At 62.6% G+C, this 20,756-nt stretch carries 15 protein-coding genes; 5 read left to right on the plus strand and 10 right to left on the minus strand.

The annotated features are described in order from the left end of the window. The first annotated feature begins 40 nt into the window (after positions 1-40). Positions 41-883, plus strand: coding sequence for a N(5)-hydroxyornithine transformylase PvdF (locus B0G80_RS39425; protein ID WP_116123000.1), 843 nt, complete (start codon positions 41-43; stop codon positions 881-883). A gap of 71 nt (positions 884-954) precedes the next feature. Here B0G80_RS39425 and B0G80_RS39430 read toward each other — a convergent pair whose 3' ends face one another. Then, a complete protein-coding gene (locus tag B0G80_RS39430; protein WP_408969494.1) occupies positions 955-2,478 on the minus strand; it encodes an MFS transporter in 1,524 nt (507 codons plus the stop codon). A gap of 322 nt (positions 2,479-2,800) precedes the next feature. Here B0G80_RS39430 and B0G80_RS39435 point away from each other — a divergent pair, with 322 nt between their 5' ends. Beyond that, positions 2,801-3,739: a LysR family transcriptional regulator gene (locus B0G80_RS39435; protein ID WP_116123002.1), complete on the plus strand. Its 939-nt coding sequence runs from the start codon at positions 2,801-2,803 to the stop codon at positions 3,737-3,739. Here the strand turns inward: B0G80_RS39435 and B0G80_RS39440 are convergent. Beyond that, the gene (locus tag B0G80_RS39440; protein ID WP_116123003.1) at positions 3,736-5,919 is read right to left on the minus strand and encodes a TonB-dependent siderophore receptor; all 2,184 of its coding nucleotides are present in this window, start codon (positions 5,917-5,919) and stop codon (positions 3,736-3,738) included. The two genes, B0G80_RS39435 and B0G80_RS39440, sit on opposite strands and share 4 nt — an antisense overlap. Before the next feature lie 414 nt (positions 5,920-6,333). Here B0G80_RS39440 and B0G80_RS39445 point away from each other — a divergent pair, with 414 nt between their 5' ends. Next, a complete protein-coding gene (locus tag B0G80_RS39445) occupies positions 6,334-8,562 on the plus strand; it encodes an NADP-dependent isocitrate dehydrogenase (RefSeq protein WP_116123004.1) in 2,229 nt (742 codons plus the stop codon). A gap of 107 nt (positions 8,563-8,669) precedes the next feature. Here the strand turns inward: B0G80_RS39445 and B0G80_RS39450 are convergent, their stop codons facing one another. The 5 genes from B0G80_RS39450 to B0G80_RS39470 form a co-directional block, all read right to left on the minus strand. Further along, on the minus strand, positions 8,670-8,900 hold the full coding sequence (locus B0G80_RS39450; protein ID WP_106278622.1) for a hypothetical protein: 231 nt from the start codon (positions 8,898-8,900) through the stop codon (positions 8,670-8,672). A gap of 392 nt (positions 8,901-9,292) precedes the next feature. Further along, the gene (locus B0G80_RS39455) at positions 9,293-10,111 is read right to left on the minus strand and encodes an alpha/beta fold hydrolase (RefSeq protein ID WP_116123005.1); all 819 of its coding nucleotides are present in this window, start codon (positions 10,109-10,111) and stop codon (positions 9,293-9,295) included. A 181-nt stretch (positions 10,112-10,292) separates the two neighbouring features. Next, positions 10,293-11,681: an MFS transporter gene (locus tag B0G80_RS39460; RefSeq protein ID WP_116123906.1), complete on the minus strand. Its 1,389-nt coding sequence runs from the start codon at positions 11,679-11,681 to the stop codon at positions 10,293-10,295. 141 nt (positions 11,682-11,822) lie between these two features. Beyond that, entirely contained in the window at positions 11,823-14,075 is a 2,253-nt protein-coding gene (locus tag B0G80_RS39465; RefSeq protein ID WP_116123006.1) for an acetate--CoA ligase family protein, read from the minus strand. A gap of 8 nt (positions 14,076-14,083) precedes the next feature. Next, positions 14,084-15,280: an acyl-CoA dehydrogenase family protein gene (locus B0G80_RS39470; RefSeq protein WP_116123007.1), complete on the minus strand. Its 1,197-nt coding sequence runs from the start codon at positions 15,278-15,280 to the stop codon at positions 14,084-14,086. Between the two features lie 164 nt (positions 15,281-15,444). On the opposite strand from B0G80_RS39470, the gene B0G80_RS39475 reads away from it, so the two are divergent. Then, entirely contained in the window at positions 15,445-16,296 is an 852-nt protein-coding gene (locus B0G80_RS39475) for an IclR family transcriptional regulator (RefSeq protein WP_181920162.1), read from the plus strand. Between the two features lie 102 nt (positions 16,297-16,398). Here B0G80_RS39475 and B0G80_RS39480 read toward each other — a convergent pair whose 3' ends face one another. From B0G80_RS39480 to B0G80_RS39490, 3 genes are all read right to left on the minus strand, one after another. Further along, positions 16,399-17,724: a DUF3443 domain-containing protein gene (locus tag B0G80_RS39480; protein ID WP_116123008.1), complete on the minus strand. Its 1,326-nt coding sequence runs from the start codon at positions 17,722-17,724 to the stop codon at positions 16,399-16,401. A 30-nt stretch (positions 17,725-17,754) separates the two neighbouring features. Continuing rightward, positions 17,755-18,264, minus strand: a complete 510-nt coding sequence (locus B0G80_RS39485) for a DUF2844 domain-containing protein (RefSeq protein WP_181920163.1) — start codon at positions 18,262-18,264, stop codon at positions 17,755-17,757. 176 nt (positions 18,265-18,440) lie between these two features. Further along, a complete protein-coding gene (locus B0G80_RS39490; protein ID WP_116123009.1) occupies positions 18,441-19,334 on the minus strand; it encodes a LysR family transcriptional regulator in 894 nt (297 codons plus the stop codon). 100 nt (positions 19,335-19,434) lie between these two features. On the opposite strand from B0G80_RS39490, the gene B0G80_RS39495 reads away from it, so the two are divergent. Next, a complete protein-coding gene (locus tag B0G80_RS39495; RefSeq protein WP_116123010.1) occupies positions 19,435-20,739 on the plus strand; it encodes a CitMHS family transporter in 1,305 nt (434 codons plus the stop codon). The last annotated feature ends 17 nt before the right edge of the window (positions 20,740-20,756 follow it).

A 20,756-nucleotide genomic window follows, 5' to 3' on the forward strand; every position in this document is an offset into this window, starting at 1 on the left:
CTGGTCCTGGCGTGCCACGACTCACACATAGGAAACCACTATGCCGAAGAAAAAACTCGTTTATATCTGGTCGCTGAGAAACGCAGCCGCCGACAAGGCCGGGCAAGACGTCGCGTACAAGAGCGGCACGCGCTACATGAAGTCGGTGCTGGAGTCGCTCGTCGAGGCGCTCAACGACACCGAACTAGGCGATCAGTATTCACTCGAAAAAGTCATTTACGACGATGACGCCGGGTCCAGCGTGGATCGCGAGAAACTGAAGGAATACGGCTTCGCTTACGAACCGGGCAAGCGCTGGTTCTATCCGCCGAATCTGCGTGTGCAAGGCAAGCCGGTCAACGATCTGCTGCTCGCCATTCCATCGACGTACCGGCGTGAGCCGCTCGATGCGCCGGGACGACCGGCAGGCAAGAGCGCTTTTGAAAAGCATCTGCTCGATACGCTGGTGGAGTTGAAGGCCGATATCGTTGTGCTCGACGGGTTGTTGATCATTCTCGACGAACTGGTTCGGCCGGGCGCGCCCTTCTATCGCAAGATCGTAAACATTCATCCGGGCGTGACGCGCACCGAATCGCCGTACGAGCGGCGCGGCGCCTATGCGACGCTCGATGCGCTCTACGGCGCGCGCGGCCAGAAGGTCGTCAACTGGAAGACGATGGAGACCGTGCCGGTCGAACCGCTCTATCTGACCGGCGCATCGTTTCACTATGTCGACAACGGTATCGATTCGGGCGAGGTGATTCACGACGTGCTGGATACCGAAATCGATAAGGACGATACGATCCTCGAACTGCGCTGGAACAATTTCAACCGCAGTCTTTTCCCGGCTTTGAATGAAGGGCTCGCGATGATGGCGGGCCAAAAGGTGCAAGTGGAGGCGTGAGCGGTGAAGCGGCGTGTAAGCGCCGCTCCGAACTTATTTGCTTGCGCATGGCGCCGTCGATGAAGCGCTAACTAACACGCGTCGCATCGGGCTGGTTGTGGCTGCTGCTTCGCCGGCACGGGCTTCTCGCTTTTTAGTCTTCTCGACGCGCTGCCCGAAATCACGAAACTTAGCGCGGCAAGCACCCACACGCCGACTCCGCCGTAGACCATCACCCAGCCGAAGCCCCGCATCAACGCGGCATGCACGACGCTGCCCGACGGGTCGATTTGCGCCAACGCGGGCATCCCCATTCTGACCGCTTCGACATCGCCCGCCGCAATCTTCTCGGCGAGTCTGCCGAGCGGCGCGGTGTCGAGCGTCGTCGGCAATCGCGTCTTCAGGTTAAAGAGAATCCCGCCGACCAGGATTGCGCCCATCAACGCGATGTTGATCGCGAGCGTAATCATCCGCGCACTCATATCGATGCCCGACGCCATGCCGGCGCGTTCCGCGGGAACCGCAGCGGTCGTCGTATTGGTGACGGGCGTATTGGTGAGACCGAGGCCCGCGCCCGCGATCATGCAACCCGGCAACAGGGTCCATGCGTTGGCATGCGCGGCGCCGCTGCCGTAACGCATCAGCATGAAGCCGAGGCCGATCGTAAACAGTCCGGCGGGTATGGCGATGCCCGAGCCGTAACGCAGTGCGAGACGTTCGCCAAGCGGCGGAAACAGCAGCGTCGGCAGCGTATAGGCGAGCAACGCGAGTCCTGCGCTCACGCTGTCATAGCCGAGGCCGATCTGGAAGTAGATCGGCAGATAGATCATGAACGGCCAGAAGCTGAAATTCATGCCCGCCGAGCCCATCAGTGCGCCGGAAAACTGCGGAATCCTGAATACGGAAAAGTCGAACATGGGCCGCGCATTGAGTTTCTCGGCAAACAGAAAAGCCACGAAAGCGACCAGCGTCGCCGCGATGATGAAGAGCGCACGCGGATTGCTGAAGCCAAGCGCCGGAACCTGCGTGATGAAATACACGAGCCCGAACACCGCCAGCGACAACGTGACGATGCCGGCAACGTCGAGCGTATGCGCATGTGGGTCACGCGATTCCTGCACGCCGCTGAAAACGAGCGTCAAGGTCACGACAGCGAGTAGCGCGTGCACCCAGAAGACCCATTGCCAACTCGACAACGCCACGATCCCCCCGCCGATGATCGGCCCAAAGCCGAGTCCGATACCGAAGATGATGCCCCACGCGCTGAATGCGCGAGCGCGTTCGGGGCCTTCGTTGAACTGATGCGATAGCACGGCCACCTGGCAGATCAGCATGGCGCCGCCGCTCGCGCCTTGCAGCAGGCGCGCGACGATCAGCGTCGGCACGCTTTGCGCGAGTCCGCAGATCAACGAGGTGATGCCGAACAACGCGATGCCGATCACGAAGATGCGTCGGCGGCCGAACCGGTCCGCCAGTGTGCCGGTCGCCATCAACACGGTGGTCACCGCGAGCGTGTAGGCGTTCATGATCCACTGCATGCCTTTGAAGTCGCCGTGCAGCACGCGTTCGAGCGTCGGCAGGATCACCGGCACGCTGGAGATTTCGAGGCCGAACATCAGCGACGCAAGGCATACCGCGCCCAAAGCCAAAGTGTTTTTGCGGAGCGAGAGGAAAGCGGCGCGTTGTGGGGTCTCGTCGCTCGCAACGCTTCGTGCACGATGTGCTTCGCGCGAGATCGGTTGATGTCGAACTGCTGCGTTCGCGCTGGGCCGTTCTTCACGCCGTGGCGGCGCGATCGGGTCTTGTGACATGGATATTCACCTCGCTAGTCGATGGGCTCGCCCACCATGGACTGTGTAATATAGGGGGAATTCAGGTCCCGATTGACGCATAAAAATCCCGGAAATGCGTCTCCGTGGGAACCAATAGGGCGAACAGATGAGCGACATCCTCGACGGTGTGACGACGTTCGTACGCGTGGTGGAAACAGGCAGTTTTGCGCTCGCGGCGGAGCGGATGAACCTGACGCGCTCGGCGGTCGGCAAAGTGATCGTGCGGCTGGAGAAGCGCCTCGGCGTGCGCCTGCTCAATCGCACGACGCGCAGCCAGAGCCTCACGGAAGACGGCCAGGCTTACTACGACCGCTGCGTGCGTGCGCTGGCCGAACTCGAAGCCGCCGAAGCCGATCTCGATTCTGGCCGACGCGAGCCTCAAGGCCGCTTGCGCGTGAGCGTGCCGCAGGCTTTCGGTCACTACTGCGTGGCGCCCGTGCTGCTCGGACTTGCGCGCAAGCATCCGCAATTGAAGATCGACATTTCGATTACCGACCGCTTCGTCGACGTGATCGAAGAGGGTTTCGATCTCGTGGTGCGCGTGGGCCCGCTCGCCGACAGCGTGAGCCTCGCCGCGCGCAAGCTCGGCATGCAGCATGCGAGTATCGGCGCCGCGCCGGCTTATCTGGCGCGTCATGGCACGCCGCGCAACGTGGACGAATTACGCGGCCATGCGGTGATCGCCTACTTGCGGGCAGGATCGGCGCAGCCGTGGGATGTGGTCGACGTCGACGGGCAAATTCGCCGCGCGCAGGTTCAGCCGCAACTCGGTTTCGACGACATGAAGGGGATTGTCGATGCCGCTCTCGCCGGCTTCGGCCTCGCTTGGCTGCCGAGTTGGCTATTGGCCCGTTATGAGAAAACAGGCGAGCTGGTGACGGTGATGAAAAATTGTTTCCGGCCTGCTCAGGAGATTCACCTGGTGTGGCCGAAGAGTCGCTATCTGCCGCTGAAAACGCGCTGTGCGATCGATGCGCTGGTTGCGGAGATTCCCGCCATGATCGGGGCGCCCGCCAGGGGCGCCCCTCGTTCAAGCGATGCTTAGAACTGCAGCGTTGCGCTGGCTACGGCAGTGCGCGTCGGCGAGGGCGCCACGTAGTAGCCCCACGCCGTCGTCCAGTAACGGCGGTTGAACAGGTTGTTGATGCCCGCACGGAACGTCACGTCCTTGCCCGCGATCTTCGTTTCATAGCGGCCGCTCAGATCGAACGTGGTGTATGCCGGCACGAACTGCGTGTTCTGCGCATCGACGGCCTGGTTGCCGACGTACTTGCCACCGAACGCCAGCGTCAGCGGACGCAGATACGACGGGTTGTACTCGATGCGGCCCGTCACGGTGAAGCGCGGCGCGCCGTAGATGCGCTTGCCTTCCACGGTCGGGTCGTTCACGTCCATGGCCTTCGTATCGAGCCACATCACGCCGCCCAGCACGCGCCATTCGCTCGTGACCGCAAGCCAGCCGCTCGCGTCGAGGCCTTGATAGCGTTTGGTGCCGTCCTGCACGAAGATATTGTCGACGTTCGTGTAGTTGTAACCCTGATCGACGCGGAACAGCGCGAGGTTGGCGCCCCACTTGGCGTGATCGGTCTTGAAGCCGACTTCGTACTGCTTGCTGCGCAGCGGGCCGAAGGTGTCCGGGTAGTTGAGGTTGGTGTTCGAAGCCGCGCCGCCTTGTTCCAGCGACTCCACGTAGCTCGCATACAGCGTCGAGTACGGATCGGTCTTGAACATCAGCGCGAAGGTCGGCGTGACCGGATCCGCCTGATACTGCGACGACACCGCGCCGCTCGGGTCGTACACGTGCTGCTGATATTGCGTGTAGCGCACGCCGACCAGCGCCGACAGACGCGACGTGAGTTGCACGGTATCGCTCGCGTACACGGCGGCTTGCGTGGTGCGCTGCTGACGGTACAGGTTCGAGCCGATGCTGACTTCGTCGTTGGTCAGCAAGGTGCTGGCGTACAGATTGCCGTTGCCGAGGAAGTAGCCGTCGTTCCAACCCGTGCTGTTGCTGTACTCACTGGTTTGCGTCAGGAAGCCCGCGCCCACCACCACGTCATGCTTGATGCTGCCCGTGTTGAAATGGCCTTGCACCATGCCGTCGACGTTCTGATAGAAGTAGCGCGTCATGGCCGCGTAGAGCGTGTTCGAGTAGTTGCCTGCAGGGTCGGTGACGAACAGCAAGCTATCCGAATTCGTGCGGTTCTCCTTGGCGAAGCGATACTTGATGCTCGCATGCCAGTTTTCGGAGATGCGGTAATCCAGGCCCGTGCCGAACGAGGCCATCTCGGTCTCGTAGTAGTTCTGCGGTTGCGTGAGCGCGTGGGTGACTTTGCTCGCGTCGGGAATGCCGCCGGCGTCGCCGCCGAACATCAGGCCGAACAGCGTGCCGTTGGTTCTGCGCTTCTGGTAGAACGCGTCGGCGCTCCAGGTCAGATCCGGCGTGATGCGGAAGTCGAATGCGAGCGACGCGACCTGGCGGCGCACGTGGCCGTGGTCTTCGGCGGTGTTGCCGTTTTCGTTGGCGAGGTTCAGGCGATAGCCGAAACGGTCGTCATTGCCGAAGCGGCCGCCCAGGTCGATCGCCTCGCTGAACACGCCGGCCGACTTGTAGCCGACCGAGACGCTGCGGTACGGCGTGTCGGTGGGGCGCTTCAACACGTAGTTGACGATGCCGCCCGGCGAGCCGAAGCCGTACATGAAGCCCGACAGGCCCTTGAGCAACTCGACCTGCTCGAACGATTCGAGCGAGAGGTCGGTATCCCACGAAGGGAAACTCTGGCCGTCCACCTTGACGCTGTTCAGCGTGTCGATCGGCATGCCGCGCACGGTGAACATGGAGTTTTCGCTGATCGCGTTCTCGCTCGTCACCGAGACCGCCGGATCGTACTTGTACAGATCATTGGCGGTCGTCGCGAACAGGTCCTGCGCTTCGTCGCTCGTCACGACGTGGGTCGAGAACGGCGTGTCCACCTGCTTGCGCGAACCCAGCGCGCCCGCGCTGATTGTGTCCGCCTGCGCCACGGTAGTGTCTTTCGACGCCGAGACGCTCACGGCCGGCAGCGTCGCGCCGGCGTCGCTGGCCGCGACCTGCGCCCAGCCCGAAGTCGATAGCGTGGAAAGCGTCAAACCGACGCTGGCCAGAAGCCCCGCGCTCAGCAGCGAGGGAGTGCGGCGTTGGCCGCGCACAAACGCCGGTCGGCCGGCGACAAAGAATATCTGCATGTTGTTCGAATTGGACAGAGTGACGCCTGTCACGCACCTGGAAAAGTGCGAAACGGCCTCAGCGACAGCGAGTGGTTGGAGTAATCGAAATGTAAGAACGAAGGTGCGTTTAAATGGTAATGCATCTGATTCGCATTAACAATATTTTTGTTGCGAGTTCTGAGTCATCTATAAGACATCTGTCATAAGACGATGCTAAATCGGCCCAAAGCCTTGTCTGGCGGGGCTCGACCCTCTTGATGGCGTTTCCGGGATATGTTTGTTTAGCAGCGAGTAGAGGAAAACACGCATATACTCACGGCTTGGCCGTAGAAAGTAGTGCCATGCGTCGCGCCGCAATGTTGTTTTGCCGCAACGTGCTGGTCGGCACCGCCGAACGCTCTGTCTAACACTTCACCTAGCAAAGCACCGAACATGTCCACACCGCCGAAGATCATCTACACCCTGACTGACGAAGCGCCTGCTCTGGCGACCTACTCGCTGCTGCCGATCGTGAAGGCGTTCACGCGCTCGTCCGACGTGATCGTCGAAACGCGCGATATTTCGCTTGCCGGCCGGATCATCGCTGCATTCCCCGATTACCTGAGCGCGGAACAGAAGGGTCCCGACGATCTGGCGGAGCTGGGTGGACTCAGCACGCGTCCGGAAGCGAACGTCATCAAGCTGCCGAACATCAGCGCGTCGGTGCCGCAACTGAAGGCCGCGATCAGCGAACTGCGCGATCAGGGTTACAAGCTTCCGGCGTATCCGGACGTGGCGAATACCGACGCCGAAAAAGACGTCAAGGCGCGCTACGACAAGATCAAGGGCAGCGCCGTCAACCCGGTGCTGCGCGAAGGCAATTCGGACCGCCGCGCACCGCTGTCGGTCAAGAACTACGCACGCAAGCATCCGCACAAGATGGGCGCATGGAGCGCGGACTCGAAGTCGCACGTCGCGCACATGAGCGGTGGCGATTTCTACGGCAGCGAGAAGTCGGCGCTGATCGGCGCAGCCGGTTCGGTGAAGATCGAACTGACGGCAGCGGACGGCTCGAAGACGGTGCTGAAGGAAAAGACGGCCGTGCAAGCGGGCGAGATCATCGACGCTTCGGTGCTGTCGAAGAACGCGCTGCGCAGCTTCATCGAAGCGGAAATCGCGGACGCGAAGGCGAAGGGCGTGCTGTTCTCGGTGCACCTGAAGGCCACCATGATGAAGGTGTCGGATCCGATCATCTTCGGTCACGTGGTGTCGGTGTTCTACAAAGACGTGCTGAGCAAGCACGCCGACGCGCTGGCGCAAGCCGGCTTCAACCCGAACAACGGCATCGGCGATCTGTACGCGCGCCTGAAAGACCTGCCGGCTGAAACGGTTGCCGCGATCGAAGCCGACATCAAGGCGCAATACGAACAGCGTCCGCAACTGGCCATGGTCAATTCGGACAAGGGCATTACCAGCCTGCACGTGCCGAGCGACGTGATCGTCGACGCGTCCATGCCGGCCATGATCCGCGAGTCGGGCAAGATGTGGGGCGCGGACGGCGCGCTGCACGACGCCAAGGCCGTGATTCCGGACCGCTGCTACGCGGACGTGTATCAGGCGGTGATCGAAGACTGCAAGAAGCACGGCGCGTTCGATCCGGTCACGATGGGCACGGTGCCCAACGTCGGCCTGATGGCGCAAGCGGCTGAAGAATACGGCTCACACGACAAGACGTTCCAGATCCCGGCAAACGGCGTGGTTCGCGTGACGGACGCGGCCGGCACGGTGCTGATCGAACACCAGGTGGAAGCAGGCGACATCTGGCGCATGTGCCAGACCAAGGACGCGCCGGTTCAGGACTGGGTCAAGCTCGCGGTCAATCGCGCCCGCGCCACCAACACGCCGGCCGTGTTCTGGCTCGACGCGGCTCGCGCGCACGACGCTCAGATCATCAAGAAGGTCGAGCAATACCTGAAGAACCACGACACCACCGGTCTGGACATTCGCGTCATGACGCCGGTCGAGGCGACCAGGTTCTCGATCGAGCGTATTCGCGCCGGCAAGGACACGATCTCGGTCACCGGCAACGTGCTGCGCGACTACCTGACCGACCTGTTCCCGATCATGGAACTGGGCACGAGCGCGAAGATGCTGTCCATCGTCCCGCTGATGGCCGGTGGCGGCATGTTCGAAACCGGCGCGGGCGGTTCGGCGCCGAAGCACGTTCAGCAACTGGTCGAAGAAGGTTTCCTGCGTTGGGACTCGCTGGGTGAATTCCTGGCGTTGGCCGCGTCGCTCGAACATCTGAGCAGCGCGTATCACAACCCGAAGGCGCAGGTTCTGGCCAAGACACTGGATCAGGCAACCGGCAAGTTCCTCGACAACGACAAGTCGCCGGCGCGCAAGGTTGGCGGTATCGACAACCGTGGCAGCCACTTCTACCTCGCGCTGTACTGGGCGGAAGCACTGGCCGCGCAAACCGAAGACGCGGCGCTGCAGGCGCAGTTCGCCGGCGTGGCGAAGGCATTGGCTGAGAACGAGGCGAAGATCGTCGAAGAACTGGCTGCGGCACAAGGCAAGCCGGTGGATATCGGCGGTTACTATCGTCCGAATGTCGAACTGACGAGCAAGGCCATGCGTCCGAGCGCCACGCTCAACAAGATCGTGGACGCGATTGCTTAAGGCATTGAGGCCGTAGGCTGCACAGAAGCAAGCGGTAAACATGACGATGGCGCTTTCGAGCGCCATCGTCGTTTCTACGCCAACGTGGACAATGGCCATGCCGGCCATCACACGTGAACGATTTCCCAATCGCTGAGTTTCTCTGGAATCTCGAGCGTCGACGTGTCGTCGGCTTCCGAGAGATGCGGGCAGATCAAGCCGCGCGCGAGGTCGTCCGCCGCCTGTTGCGGGCTGGCAAATTCACCGAGCGTTTCATTGCCGTAGGTGGCCTCCCAACCGTCCTGGCCCGGCAAAATATAGAAAGCACCCTGATTCGAACCGAAGCGAAAGCCTTTCATTTTTAGTCTCCCAAGTACCATTTAAAAACCGCGGTGCCGTGGCGGCTTCGTTTCAGAGGTTGGGATTCTTCAGACAGTGTTTTGTCTCTTCCCGCTCCGCTCGACTACTGAAGCGCCGGCTCTTGTAAAAGAGTCTACGTCAGCATGCAGCGGCGCAAGTGGCTGTTAGACGCTTCGTTCAATCAAAAATTGTCGTTTATAAATAACGGCTTATCACTTTGGTTTCACGATATGCAACGTGGGGCGACATTGCGAAATGCCGAATTTGTGCCACGCACCACGATTTTTTACGAAGCGCGCGATCGTTCCGCATCGTGAAATATTGAGGGTTTTGAGCGACGCTTGCGCCGAAGCGCCGCAGCCAGGAGACGCGGCGAGCGCCGCCGTCCTGTTCAACGTGCAATCCGGCGCAGGAAATCCAGCACCACGCGATTGAATTGCGCGGGCCTTTGCAGCGGCGCGAAATGGCTCACGCCGGGCAGCAGGATCAACTCCGCGCCCGGAATGCTGCGGGCGAGATAGTCGGCGTGTTCCGGCTTGATGAACTCGTCATGCTCGCTCTGCACGATCGCGACCGGCACGCGAATCTTTGCCAGATCGTCGGCGGAATAGTTGGGCTCGGTTTTCATCATCGCGCTGACCGCGCCGACAAATGCCTCGAAGTCGTCCGGCGTCGCCGATAGCTGCGCGTAGTCTTTGGCATGACGGCTGAAGCAGCGCTCGATCGCGGGCGTGGGTACAAACGGCCTGGTGCCGCTCGGATCCATATTGCAGCCGAAGAAGAACACGCCCGCTACGCGCTCGGGGGCCGTGGCGCCCAATACCATCGCGACGCAGGCGCCGTCGCTCCAGCCCACCAGCGCGGCGCGTTCGAGTTGCAGCGCATCCATGACGGCCAGCACGTCGGACGCCATCAGTTCGTAGCGGTAGGGCCGCGCGTCGCGGGTGCTGCGGCCGTGGCCGCGGCTGTCGACGACCACCACGCGATGCCCCGCGTCGAGCAGCGCCGGAACCTGGTAGCCCCAATTGCCGCTGTGTCCGAGACCGCCGTGAAGCAGGATCACCGACGCGCCGACGCCATAGGACGCGTACCAAATGCCCGCGCCTTCGTGCTCGACGTAGCCTTGGTCGCTCGGGACCGGCAGCGGCGCGGCGCCGTGGGCTTCGAAGTGTTCGAGGTCGTCGTCGTGCGGGTGGGTGGAGGGTTCCATTGCCGTTGTCTCCGCTGTGTCGACCGGAGTTGGCGCTTTTGGCGCGCTACTCCGGTCCTTGCAACATGCTGCGTCGTGATTCGCTAGGTTGCCAGCGTTGCCATCAGAAGATCAACAGACCTACGACATTTTGCATTCGGGCGGTGTGGGCACATCTTCCTTCGTCCCCACATGGCTCTTTCTAGTGACGCGTCTGTCCGAGCCCGGTCTGTGCCGCCGGATTGCCGCCAGTCGCGCCCACTGCGAGCTTTCTGCGCGGCGCGGGGAACACCACCAGCATCAACACGACGCCCGCGAGCAAAACAACAGCCAGTCCGATCAATCCATATTGCGCGCTGCCGGTCTGCGTCTTGACCCAGCCGACGAACGCCGGACTCACGAACCCGCCGGTGCCGCCGAGACTCGTGATCATCGCAATACCGCCCGCCGCCGACGAGCGCGGCAGGAAGGTCTGCGGAATCGTCCAGAACACCACGAACGACCCATACGACGCCGCTGCGGCAAGCGCCAGCAGCCCGACGCCGAGCGTGACGTTATGGCCGGCAGCGGGCAACAAGGCAAACGCCAGCGCGGTCACGCAGGCGCTCACCGCGACGTGCCAGCGCCGCTCCATGGTCCGGTCCGAGTTGGCGCCCACCACATAGGTCCCAAGCGCCGCCGCGATGAACACCAGCGCCGACAACAGGCCCACGTCCAGCACGTTGGCGACGCCCAGATCGCGGATGATGGTGGGCGCCCAGAAACCGATCGCGTTGAACGGCATCATCACCGCGAAGTAGACGAGCGCCGCGAGATAAACGCGCGGGTTGGCGAGCGCGCCGCGCAGTCCGTCGAGATGGCCGGTCTGTTTCGCCTTTTCGTCGGCGGCGAGTTCACGTGAGACCAGCGCTTTCTCATGCTCGTCGAGCCAGTTCACATCGTCCGGCTTGTCGCCGAGCAGGAGGAAGGCGACGATGCCGAGCGTCACCGCCGGCACGCCTTCGAGCAGGAACAGCCACTGCCAGCCGGGTAAGCCGCCCACGCCGGCCAGCCGCGTCATGATGAACCCCGACATCGGGCCGCCGACAATCCCGGCCACCGCCGTCGCCATCATCAGGAAGGCGGTGACGCGAGCGCGCCGCGCGCCCGGAAACCAGCAGCTCAGATAGAAAATGATGCCGGGGAAGAAGCCCGCTTCAGTCACGCCGAGCAGGAAGCGCATGGCGTAGAACTGCGTCGGCGTGCGCACGAACATCATCAGACTCGACACCAGCCCCCACGCGAACATGATGCGTAAAAGCGTGCGGCGTGCGCCGATACGCTGCATCCACAGATTGCTCGGCACTTCAAAGAGCACGTAGCCGATGAAGAAAAGCCCCGCGCCCAGACCATATGTCGACTCCGAAAAACCGAGGTCGTGCATGAACTGAAGCTTGGCGAAGCTGATGTTGACGCGGTCGATATAGCTGATCACGTAGCAGAGAAACAGCAACGGAATCAGCCGGAAAAAGATCTTGCGATAAGTGCGTTCGACGTCGACGGACGTGTTGTCGCCGGATGTCGATGCGTCTGAATGCGAATAGCCGTGCATGATGGTCTCGCGCGAAAAATGCCAACTGCGGTGAGCGTCGCCGTGTCTGTCGTTACGTGCTGTCACATGTCTCGCAATAGCGTTGCGCGTCATGCGGCGGCCCGGCGGCGCCCGATCTCAAAGCGGCCCGGCGCCGCTGCACTATCCGTCCACCACGGCCGGCGCGCAATGCTCGCTTTCGTGCATGACGCCGGTGCGGTCCGCAGCGTCGTTCGAGTCAGCAGCGCGCGGCAGCAGGCGCGCCAAAGCGTCGCCGGCGCGCACGCCTTTGCCCGCGGGCAGCACGAAGAGCGGATTGATATCCAGTTCACGCAGGCTTGCCTGCTGATCGAGCGCCATCGTGGATAGCGCGACGATGGTCTCCACGAGCGCCCCGATATCGCCGGGCGGCTTGCCGCGCGCACCGTCGAGCATCGCGAACGAGCGCAACTCGCGAATCATCGCGTGAGCGTCCGCATGGGTGACCGGTGCGAGCCGGAAGCTCACGTCCTTCAGCACTTCGGCATAGATACCGCCGAGCCCGCACATGACCGCCGGTCCGAACGACGCGTCGTTTTCGATACCGACGATCATCTCGATCGCATCGCGGATTTCCTCCTGCACCAGCACGCCCTCGATCCTCGCGTGCGGCACATGACGGTGCGCGTTCCCGACGATTTCGTCGAAGGCGGCGGCCAGCGTCGCTTCATCGCGGATACCGACCCGCACGGCACCGGCTTCGGTCTTATGCGCGATGTCCGGCGACTGCACCTTGATGACAAGTGGAAAACCGATTGCCCGCTCCAGCACGCATGCTTCGTCACGATTCTGCGCGAGCCCGCTTTTCGGGACATTGATGCCGTAGTCGCGCAGCAGCGCTTGCGAAGCGTGTTCGGTCAGATTCAGGTCGCCATGCTTGCCCTGACTATCGACCAGCAACGCATGCGCGTGCTCGACGTCGTAGCGACGCAAAGCTCGCGGCATCGGATCGCGCGCCTCTGCCCGCGCGCGACGCGCCTGCGCATAATCGGACAACGCGGCGAAAGCGCGTCCGCAACGCACCGGCGTCGCGTACAGAGGCACACCGTGCGCCTCGATCGTCTCGTACGCTTCGCGGGCCATGTCGCGGCGCGCATTCCATGCGAGCATCAGCGGCTTGTCGATGCTGCCGTAGACGCGCACGATCGCCGTGGCCATCGCCTGCGCGACTTCGCCGCTCGCTGCCGCGGCCATGATCGCGATGGCGTCGATATTCGAATCGTCGGCGATGATCTGCAAGGCATCCGCGAAAATTTTCGGCTCCGCGAGGATGCCCGCGGTCAGGTCGATTGGATTGTTCAGCGAGGCGAACGCGGGCACGATCGGCTTCAGGCGCTCGAGCGTCGCTGCCGACAACGCGGGCACCGACATGCCGCGCTCAGCGCAGGCGTCGGTGATGAGAATGCCGGCGCCGCCAGAGAGCGTGACGACCGCGATCCGCTTGCCGCGCGGCAGGCGTCCGGCTTCGAACGCGCGGGCGTAGTCGCCGAGGTCGGCGACGTCGCTCACTTCGATCACCCCCGTCTGACGGAAGGCCGTGCGATACAGCGCCGAGGCGCCGCCCAGATTCGCCGTATGCGACGCGGCCGCCTTGGCGCCGTCGGCGGTGTTGCCGACCTTCCAGGCGAGCAGTGGTTTGCCCGCGTCGAGCGCGCGGTTCGCCACGCCGACCAGCCGTCCCGCGTCTTTCAGACCTTCGATGTACGTCGCGATCAGCGAGGTGTGCGGATCGGAGATGCACGCGTCGACGAGATCGAGCAGGCTGACATCGGCCTCGTTGCCAGTCGTGATGAAGTGCCGCAAGCCGATGCCCAGTTCGTCGGCCATGAGAAGCAGCGCGCAACCGAAGCCGCCGCTTTGCGAAATCAGCGACAGGCCGCCGCGCCGATAAGCGACGCCGAAGGGCGCGCCGAATCCGGCGTAGACATTTGCGCCCGTACTGACGAAACCCTGGCAGTTCGGTCCGATCACGCGAATGCCGTGAGCCTTCGCGATGTCCGCGCATTCACGCTGCAGCGCGGCACCCGCTTCGCCGGCTTCGGCGAAACCCGAGCTATAGACGATGGCAAAGCCCACACCTTTTTCGCCGCACTGACGCAGCATGTCCGGAACGCGGCGCGCGGCGACGAGGATCAGCGCGAGATCGGGCGTGGACGGCAAAGCGGCGATGCTGTCATGGCACGCGACGCCGTCGATCTGCGCATATTTTGGATTCACCGGATAGAGCGTGCCCTGGTAACCGTGCTGCATAAGAAAGCGCATCGGCTGGCCGCTGATCGACTTCGGATCGTTCGACGCGCCAATGATCGCAATGGAGCACGGCTCGACAAGTCGGCCGATATCGAGCGCGCCGGCGTCATGGGTTGCTGGGTTCATGGCGGTCCTCATGCTGCACACGCGGCGTCGGCGCGAACTTTCGCCTGATCTCGCTCGGCGGCGCGCCGCAGCGTGATCTTCGCGATGTTCAATTGATGAATCTGCGTGGTGCCTTCATAGATGCGAAAGGCGCGGACGTCGCGGTAAAACCTTTCGACCGCGTTGCCCGCCAGATAGCCGCGTCCCCCGAGCATCTGCACCGCGCGATCCGCGACGCGGCCGCACATTTCCGAGGCGAACATCTTGCACATCGACGCCTCCAGCGCGACATCCTCGCCGGCATCGCGCTTGCGCGCGGTTTCGAGGATCATCGAGCGCGCGGCGTAAATTTCAGTCTGACATTCGGCGATCAGCGCCTGCACGAGCTGGAATTCGGCCACGGGCTTGCCGAACTGCTCGCGCCGCGAGGTGTAGGCGACCGCTTCTTCGAGCATGCGCATGGCCGGTCCTGTGCATAGTGCGGCGAGGTGGATGCGCTGTTTGTTCAGCACCTTCATCGCGGTGCGGAAACCCATGCCTTCCTTGCCGCCGATCAGATTGACTGCCGGCACGCGGCATCCTTCGAACACGACGTCGCCGACCGGCGAGCCCGCCTGGCCCATCTTGTCGTAAGGCGCACTGGTGGAAAGACCCGGCGTGCCACGCTCGACGAGAAACGCGGAAATGCCGCCCGCGCCTGGCGTGGCCGGCTCGGTTCGCGCCATCACGGTGAAGAGATCGGCAATCGGTGCATTGGTGATGAAGCACTTGCTGCCGTCGAGAATGTAATGATCTCCGTCGCGCCGCGCCGTGGTGCGCAATGCCGTGGCATCCGAGCCTGCATCGGCCTCGGTCAGCGCGAAAGCGCCAGTGAATTCGCCGGACGCGAGCCGCGGCAGATAGCGCTGTTTCTGCGTGTCCGTGCCGTCGGCGACCAGTGCTTCTGAACCGATGCCGGTGTTGGTGCCCACCCGAGCGCGAAATGCCACCGACGCCTGCGAAAGCTCAAACGCGCCGCGCACCAACTGCTCGGTCGACAGCCCGGCGCCGCCGAAATCGCGCGGAATGCTCCAGCCGAAATAGCCGAGCTCGCGCATGCGTTGAACGAGGTCGGCCGGTACGGCGTCCGCCTGTTCGATCTCGTTTTCACGCGGGATTGCTTCGTCGCGGACGAACTTTGCGACGCCCGCGAGCATCGCGTCGAAGTGTGAGGAATGGCTGGTCATGCTTGTCTCCGTCATGTGAGTCGCTTATCTAGGTCGATTTGTGACTTCACTATCGAAGATTTACCGGCAGCCGGAGCGATTTGTTCGACTATGCAGAACAGAGTTTGGATATGCAGAACGCGGAGCGCAGAATAGGCCATCACGGAGAAGAGAGAGCAACAGCGATGGCAGCCAACAGCAAGCAGCCCGACGCGGCGGCGCTCACCGGCGACTACCTGGATTCGAAAGCGCGCTACGTGCCGAACGAATTCGACGGCGACCGCCAGTTCGCCACCACGCTGGCGCGCGGCCTCGACATCCTGCATTGCTTCACGCCGCGCGAATCGCAACTCGGCAATGCCGAATTGGCGGCGCGCACCGGCATGACCAAGGCGACGATTTCACGCTTTACCTACACGCTCACGCGGCTCGGCTATTTGCGCGTCAATCGGATGAATAACAAGTTTCAGCTCGGCTCGGCCGTGTTGTCGCTGGGTTATCCGTTGCTTGCGAGCATGAGCGTGCGCCAGATCGCGCGGCCGTCGATGAAGGAGCTGGCGGATCAGATTCGCGGTTCAGTTTCGCTCGGCATGCGTGACCGGCTCAACGTCGTGTATCTGGAAAGCAGCCGCAGTAGTACGCCGCTTGGAATGCCGGCGGATATCGGGCTGAGCTATCCGATCGTGCGAACGGCGATGGGCCGCGCGCTGCTTGCGGCGCTGCCCGCTGAGCGGCGCGAGGCGCTGTGCAATGAAATCGCGGTGAAGTCGCCGCATGAATGGAGCACCTTCCGGGAGCGCGTACTGAGCGCAATCGACTATTTCTACGAGCGGGGCTTTTGCGTGTCCTACGGCGACCTGCGTCGCGAGATCCATGCCGTCGCCGTGCCGATGAAGCCGTCAGCCGATGGCGAGATTCTCGTTTTCAATTGCGGCGTGCCTTCTTATCTGCTGAAGGATAATCAACTGGAAGGCGATATCGGGCCGCGGCTCGTTTCGATGGTGCGCAGTGTGGAAGGGGCGATGGGAATTTACTGAAAAGGACGAAACCCGGCACGCAGGCCGGGTTTCATTTTTATCGCCGCGCTGTTGTCACCGCATGGCGGATCGAGCGTCATTCACAGGCGGGACGACCGTCACTTAACTCGAAACATAAGCCACATACGGGCCCGTCCCGCCCCCCGACGAAGCACGCCCCGAAATCCCGTAATACACATGACGGCCATAAAAGAACGGCAGACCGAAGTCGAACTGCCGGGTCATGTAGATCCCGAGATTGTTGAACGCGCTATTCCCCGACGATGTCAGCGTCGCGGCGTTCGCGATATTGAAGCCGAGCGTCACGGTCGCCGGATTGGTCCCTGCCAGCGTCGAAGTACGACCCACGGTCGCAGCCGGGATGTAGTACCCGGACGACGTGTCGCGAGCGATCGTCGTGTCCGGAAAGAACAGCACCGTCGAGCCCGAATCGAAGAACGTCTGCGTGAACGTGGTGCCGCCATAAGAGGACGTGAAGTCGCCATTCAGATCCGTTCGGAGAATCGGCGCGCCCGTGCCGTTCAGCACGTTATTGGCCTGCGTATCGATGCCGAACACGAGCGTGCCTTGAGCCGTCGGGCTGCCGCTATCCAACACCTGCGCCATCTCCAGAATCACACCGTTGTTGTCTTGCGGGAAGCGCGCGACCGGATTGCTGATCTGTTTTGCGACGGGCACCGAGGTGGCATTGCCGGCATCGGTGTAATAGAACTGCGAGATCGCAGTCAGCGCACATTGCGAGCCGCAGTCCGTCGGGCTCACGCCGATGCCGAGAATGCCGTTCGCGCCGAGATCGGCCGCGCTCGCCAATTGACGGCCGACCTGACATTCAGACGGTGCGGCAATGGTCAGCGCGGGATCGCCAATCACGTGGATCGGCACCGACGGGGCAACCTCGCTAGACAGCCCGATGTCCGCCAGATGCACCGAGCCCCATGCGTAGCCGCTGCCGAACAACGCGCATTCGGCGAGCGGCAGGCCGCTCGATTGATCCGTTTCGGCGGTGAGCGCACTGAACGTGGCGTTCGGGATCGCCGAGCGCACCAGTCGCAGCCCGAACGACGCCGTATCGACGATCACGTTCGGAATCGTCGTGCAACTCGTGGCTGCGTTGGAACCGGGGGCGCAGATCTTGACGCTGACCATGGGCTGATTATGAATGCCCGTTGCGCTGACCGTGACCGACATTGTGTTGCCGGCATTGGCTGGCGTGGGCACGGCGGACGCGTCGACGGCGAGCACGTTGGGTGTCGAGTCGGTGACGAGGGGATTGGACGTCGTGTTGCCCGGGCCCACCGGCGCACTGGCGGCAACTGGTGCATTGGCCGTTGCGTTGTTGCTGGAGCCGCCACCCCCGCCGCAGCCGGCGAGACTGAGTGCCAATCCGAGCCCGAGCCCCGCGGCAATAATCCTTGCGATTTTGCGCACTGTTGTTCTCTCTCTAATGATTTTAATGAGTTACTTGATATCGTCAGCGCTCACGCCTTGCGGCAGCGCTTGCGGTAAATAGGCGCGTCCCACGAAAGCGCCCATATGGCCGCCGGTCTCCACGACCAGCGCCGACTGATGAACGGCGGCGGGTCCGTAGCCGCCGCCTTGCGTGGCGTGGGCGTCCGTGAGTGCCTGGACATAAGTCGGGAAATAAGTGGCGAGCAGCGTTTTGAGCGGCGGCATGGTCGGGCCTTCCCAGCTCAAGGCGAACACCGTATTGCCCGCGCTGATGTACTCGCTTACGACGGTGCCCGAGGGCAGCGTGGTCTGGCTCACCGTGTAATTCGCCGAGGCCGCATTGCCACTGGCGGCGAAGCGCGCCACTGCCGCGTTATTCTGGCCGGCCGCCCCTGCGCTTGTGCTGCTGGCCGTGACCGGATAGGTCGGTGCGCCGCCCAGTGCCGCATACGCCGGAGCGGTCAGCGCTGTCAGAGCGAACGAAGCCGCGGTCGCCGCGAGTATTCGAAATTGACTCATTATCGGTTTTCGTTTTCAAAGTTTTTGGAGTTTTGGAAACACGCGCGAGCGGTCTTTAATCCCCCGAACTCGCGCGAAACCGATATTAGCGCGGGAGTGTTAAATTAAATCAGACGATTAACGGCGATAATCGTGCTCTGTTTGAAAATGAAAGCTAACGCGCATTCGGCTGCTGTTCATTTCTCGCTGAGTTTCTCGATCAGCATCGAAACGAAGGTCTCCGTGACGGGCGGCAATGTCCGGCCGCGCTTTTTGATCAGCGCGATAGGGCGAGTGAATGCGGGGTCGTCGACCGCGCGTACGATCAACTCGGGCTCAGCCCTGACTTCGCGTGCCGACTCCGGCAGGATCGTTACGCCGAGGCCGGCGCGCACCATCGCCACCGCGCTCATCATGTAGGTCGGCTCGCACGCGATCTCCGGCGTGCAGCGGGCGTTCGCGAAAGCGCTATCGACCACCGCCCGCACACTCGTGCCTTGCGCGGTCAACACGAGCGGCGCGGCGGCGAGATCGGCCAATGTGATGCGCCGCCGCCGGGCAAGCGCATGCCGCTTCGGGAACACGGCAACCAGCCGGTCGATGCCCGCATGCAGCACCTCGAAAGCGGCATCGTCGAGCTGGCCGCCGGTCAGCCCGATGTCGACCTCTTCGTTGCGCACCAACGTGTTGACCATGCTCGCGACCACGTCGCGCACATGAAAGCTCACGCGCGGCACGGCCTTCTTGATGTCCTGCACGAGTTCGGGCAAGACGCTGGCCGCGAACGTCGGCAAACAGGCGATCCGTACCGTACCGCTTGCGCCAACGCCCAGGGCGCGCGCGTCGATCAACACATGCTCCATGTCATGCAGCGACTTCTGTAGCAGCGGCAGCAGTTCACGGCCGGTCGGTGTGAGCGCGACATTGCGGCTGTTGCGGTCGAACAGGCGCATGCCGACCGTTTCTTCGAGCCGGCGAATCTGGACGGTCAGCGCCGGTTGCGACAGATGCAGCCGCGTCGCCGCGCGCGTGAAGCTGCCCGTTTGCGCGACGGCGATAAACGCGCGGATGTCCCGAAGATTCAGATCCATGATGGTTTGTAATTGCTGCGATCAAATCATTTCAATTGATTTATAGCCGCTTCGAACTTACGCTGGATCGCAGTAAAAAACAATCTTTGGAGACAAGCACATGCTGCCATTACTGGGGCTCGCAACCATTGTCGTGCTGCTCGGCGCGATTCTGTCGAAACGCATGTCGCCGCTGGTGGCGCTCATCATCGTGCCGATTGCGGCGTCGCTTATCGGCGGCTTCGGGTTTCAGACCAGCAAGTTCGTGATCGAAGGGCTCAAGAATCTAGCGCCGGTCGTCGGTATGTTCGTGTTCGCGATTCTGTACTTCGGCACCATCACTGACGCGGGCACGCTCGATCCGATCATCGACCGCATTCTGCGCGCCGTCGGCACGCGGCCCACGCGTATCGTGATGGGCACTACGCTGCTGGCGCTGCTGATCCATCTGGACGGCTCCGGCGCCGTCTGCTTTCTGGTCACGATTCCGGCCATGCTGCCGCTCTACGATCGCCTGAAGATGGACCGGCGCGTGCTGGCCGCAGCGGTTTCAATGGCGGCCGGCATCAACTTTTTGCCGTGGACAGGGCCGATGATTCGCGCTTCCGCCTCGCTGCATCTGCCGATCTCGGCGCTGTTTAATCCGCTGATTCCGGTGCAGGCGATCGGCCTCGTATTCGTGTTCGGCATGGCGTTCTGGCTCGGCCGGCGCGAGGAAAAGCGGCTTGGTCTCACGGCCGCGAGCGGGTCGGTGCCCATGCCTAAACGGGAACTGACGTCCGAAGAACAGGCTCTGCGCCGGCCGAAAAACTTCTGGTTCAACATCGTGCTGACGCTGGTCGTGCTCGGCACGATGGTCGTGATGGGCGAGAAGATTCCACCGGCGATCATGTTCATGGTCGGCCTGTGCGTCGCGCTAATGGTCAACTATCCGAACGTGGACATGCAGCGCAAACGGATCGACGCGCATGCCCGCGCGGCCTTGATGATGGCGGGCATTTTGCTGGCGGCCGGCGTGTTCACCGGCGTGATGCAAGGCAGCGGCATGCTGAAGGCGATGGCGCAAGCGGCGGTCGGTTTCGTGCCGCCCGCGATGGCCGGTCATATTCCCATCGCGCTTGGCTTGCTGTCGATGCCGCTCAGCATGTTGTTCGATCCTGATTCGTTCTACTTCGGCGTGCTGCCTGTGATCGCGGAAGTGGCCGGCCAGCTCGGCGTGCCTGCGGTGCACGTCGGCCAGGCCGCCTTGCTCGGCCAGATGACCACCGGCTTTCCGGTTAGCCCGCTGACACCGGCCACGTTTCTCGTGGTCGGCCTGTGCGGCATCGATCTCGCCGACCATCAGAAATTCACGTTCCCCTTGCTGTTCGGCGCGTCGATCGTCATGACGATTGCCTGCGTCGTGCTGGGGATATTCCCACTGTGAGCATCACTGAACGAACG

The organism is Paraburkholderia sp. BL6669N2 (assembly GCF_003387275.1).
In the GTDB taxonomy this organism is placed as follows: domain Bacteria; phylum Pseudomonadota; class Gammaproteobacteria; order Burkholderiales; family Burkholderiaceae; genus Paraburkholderia.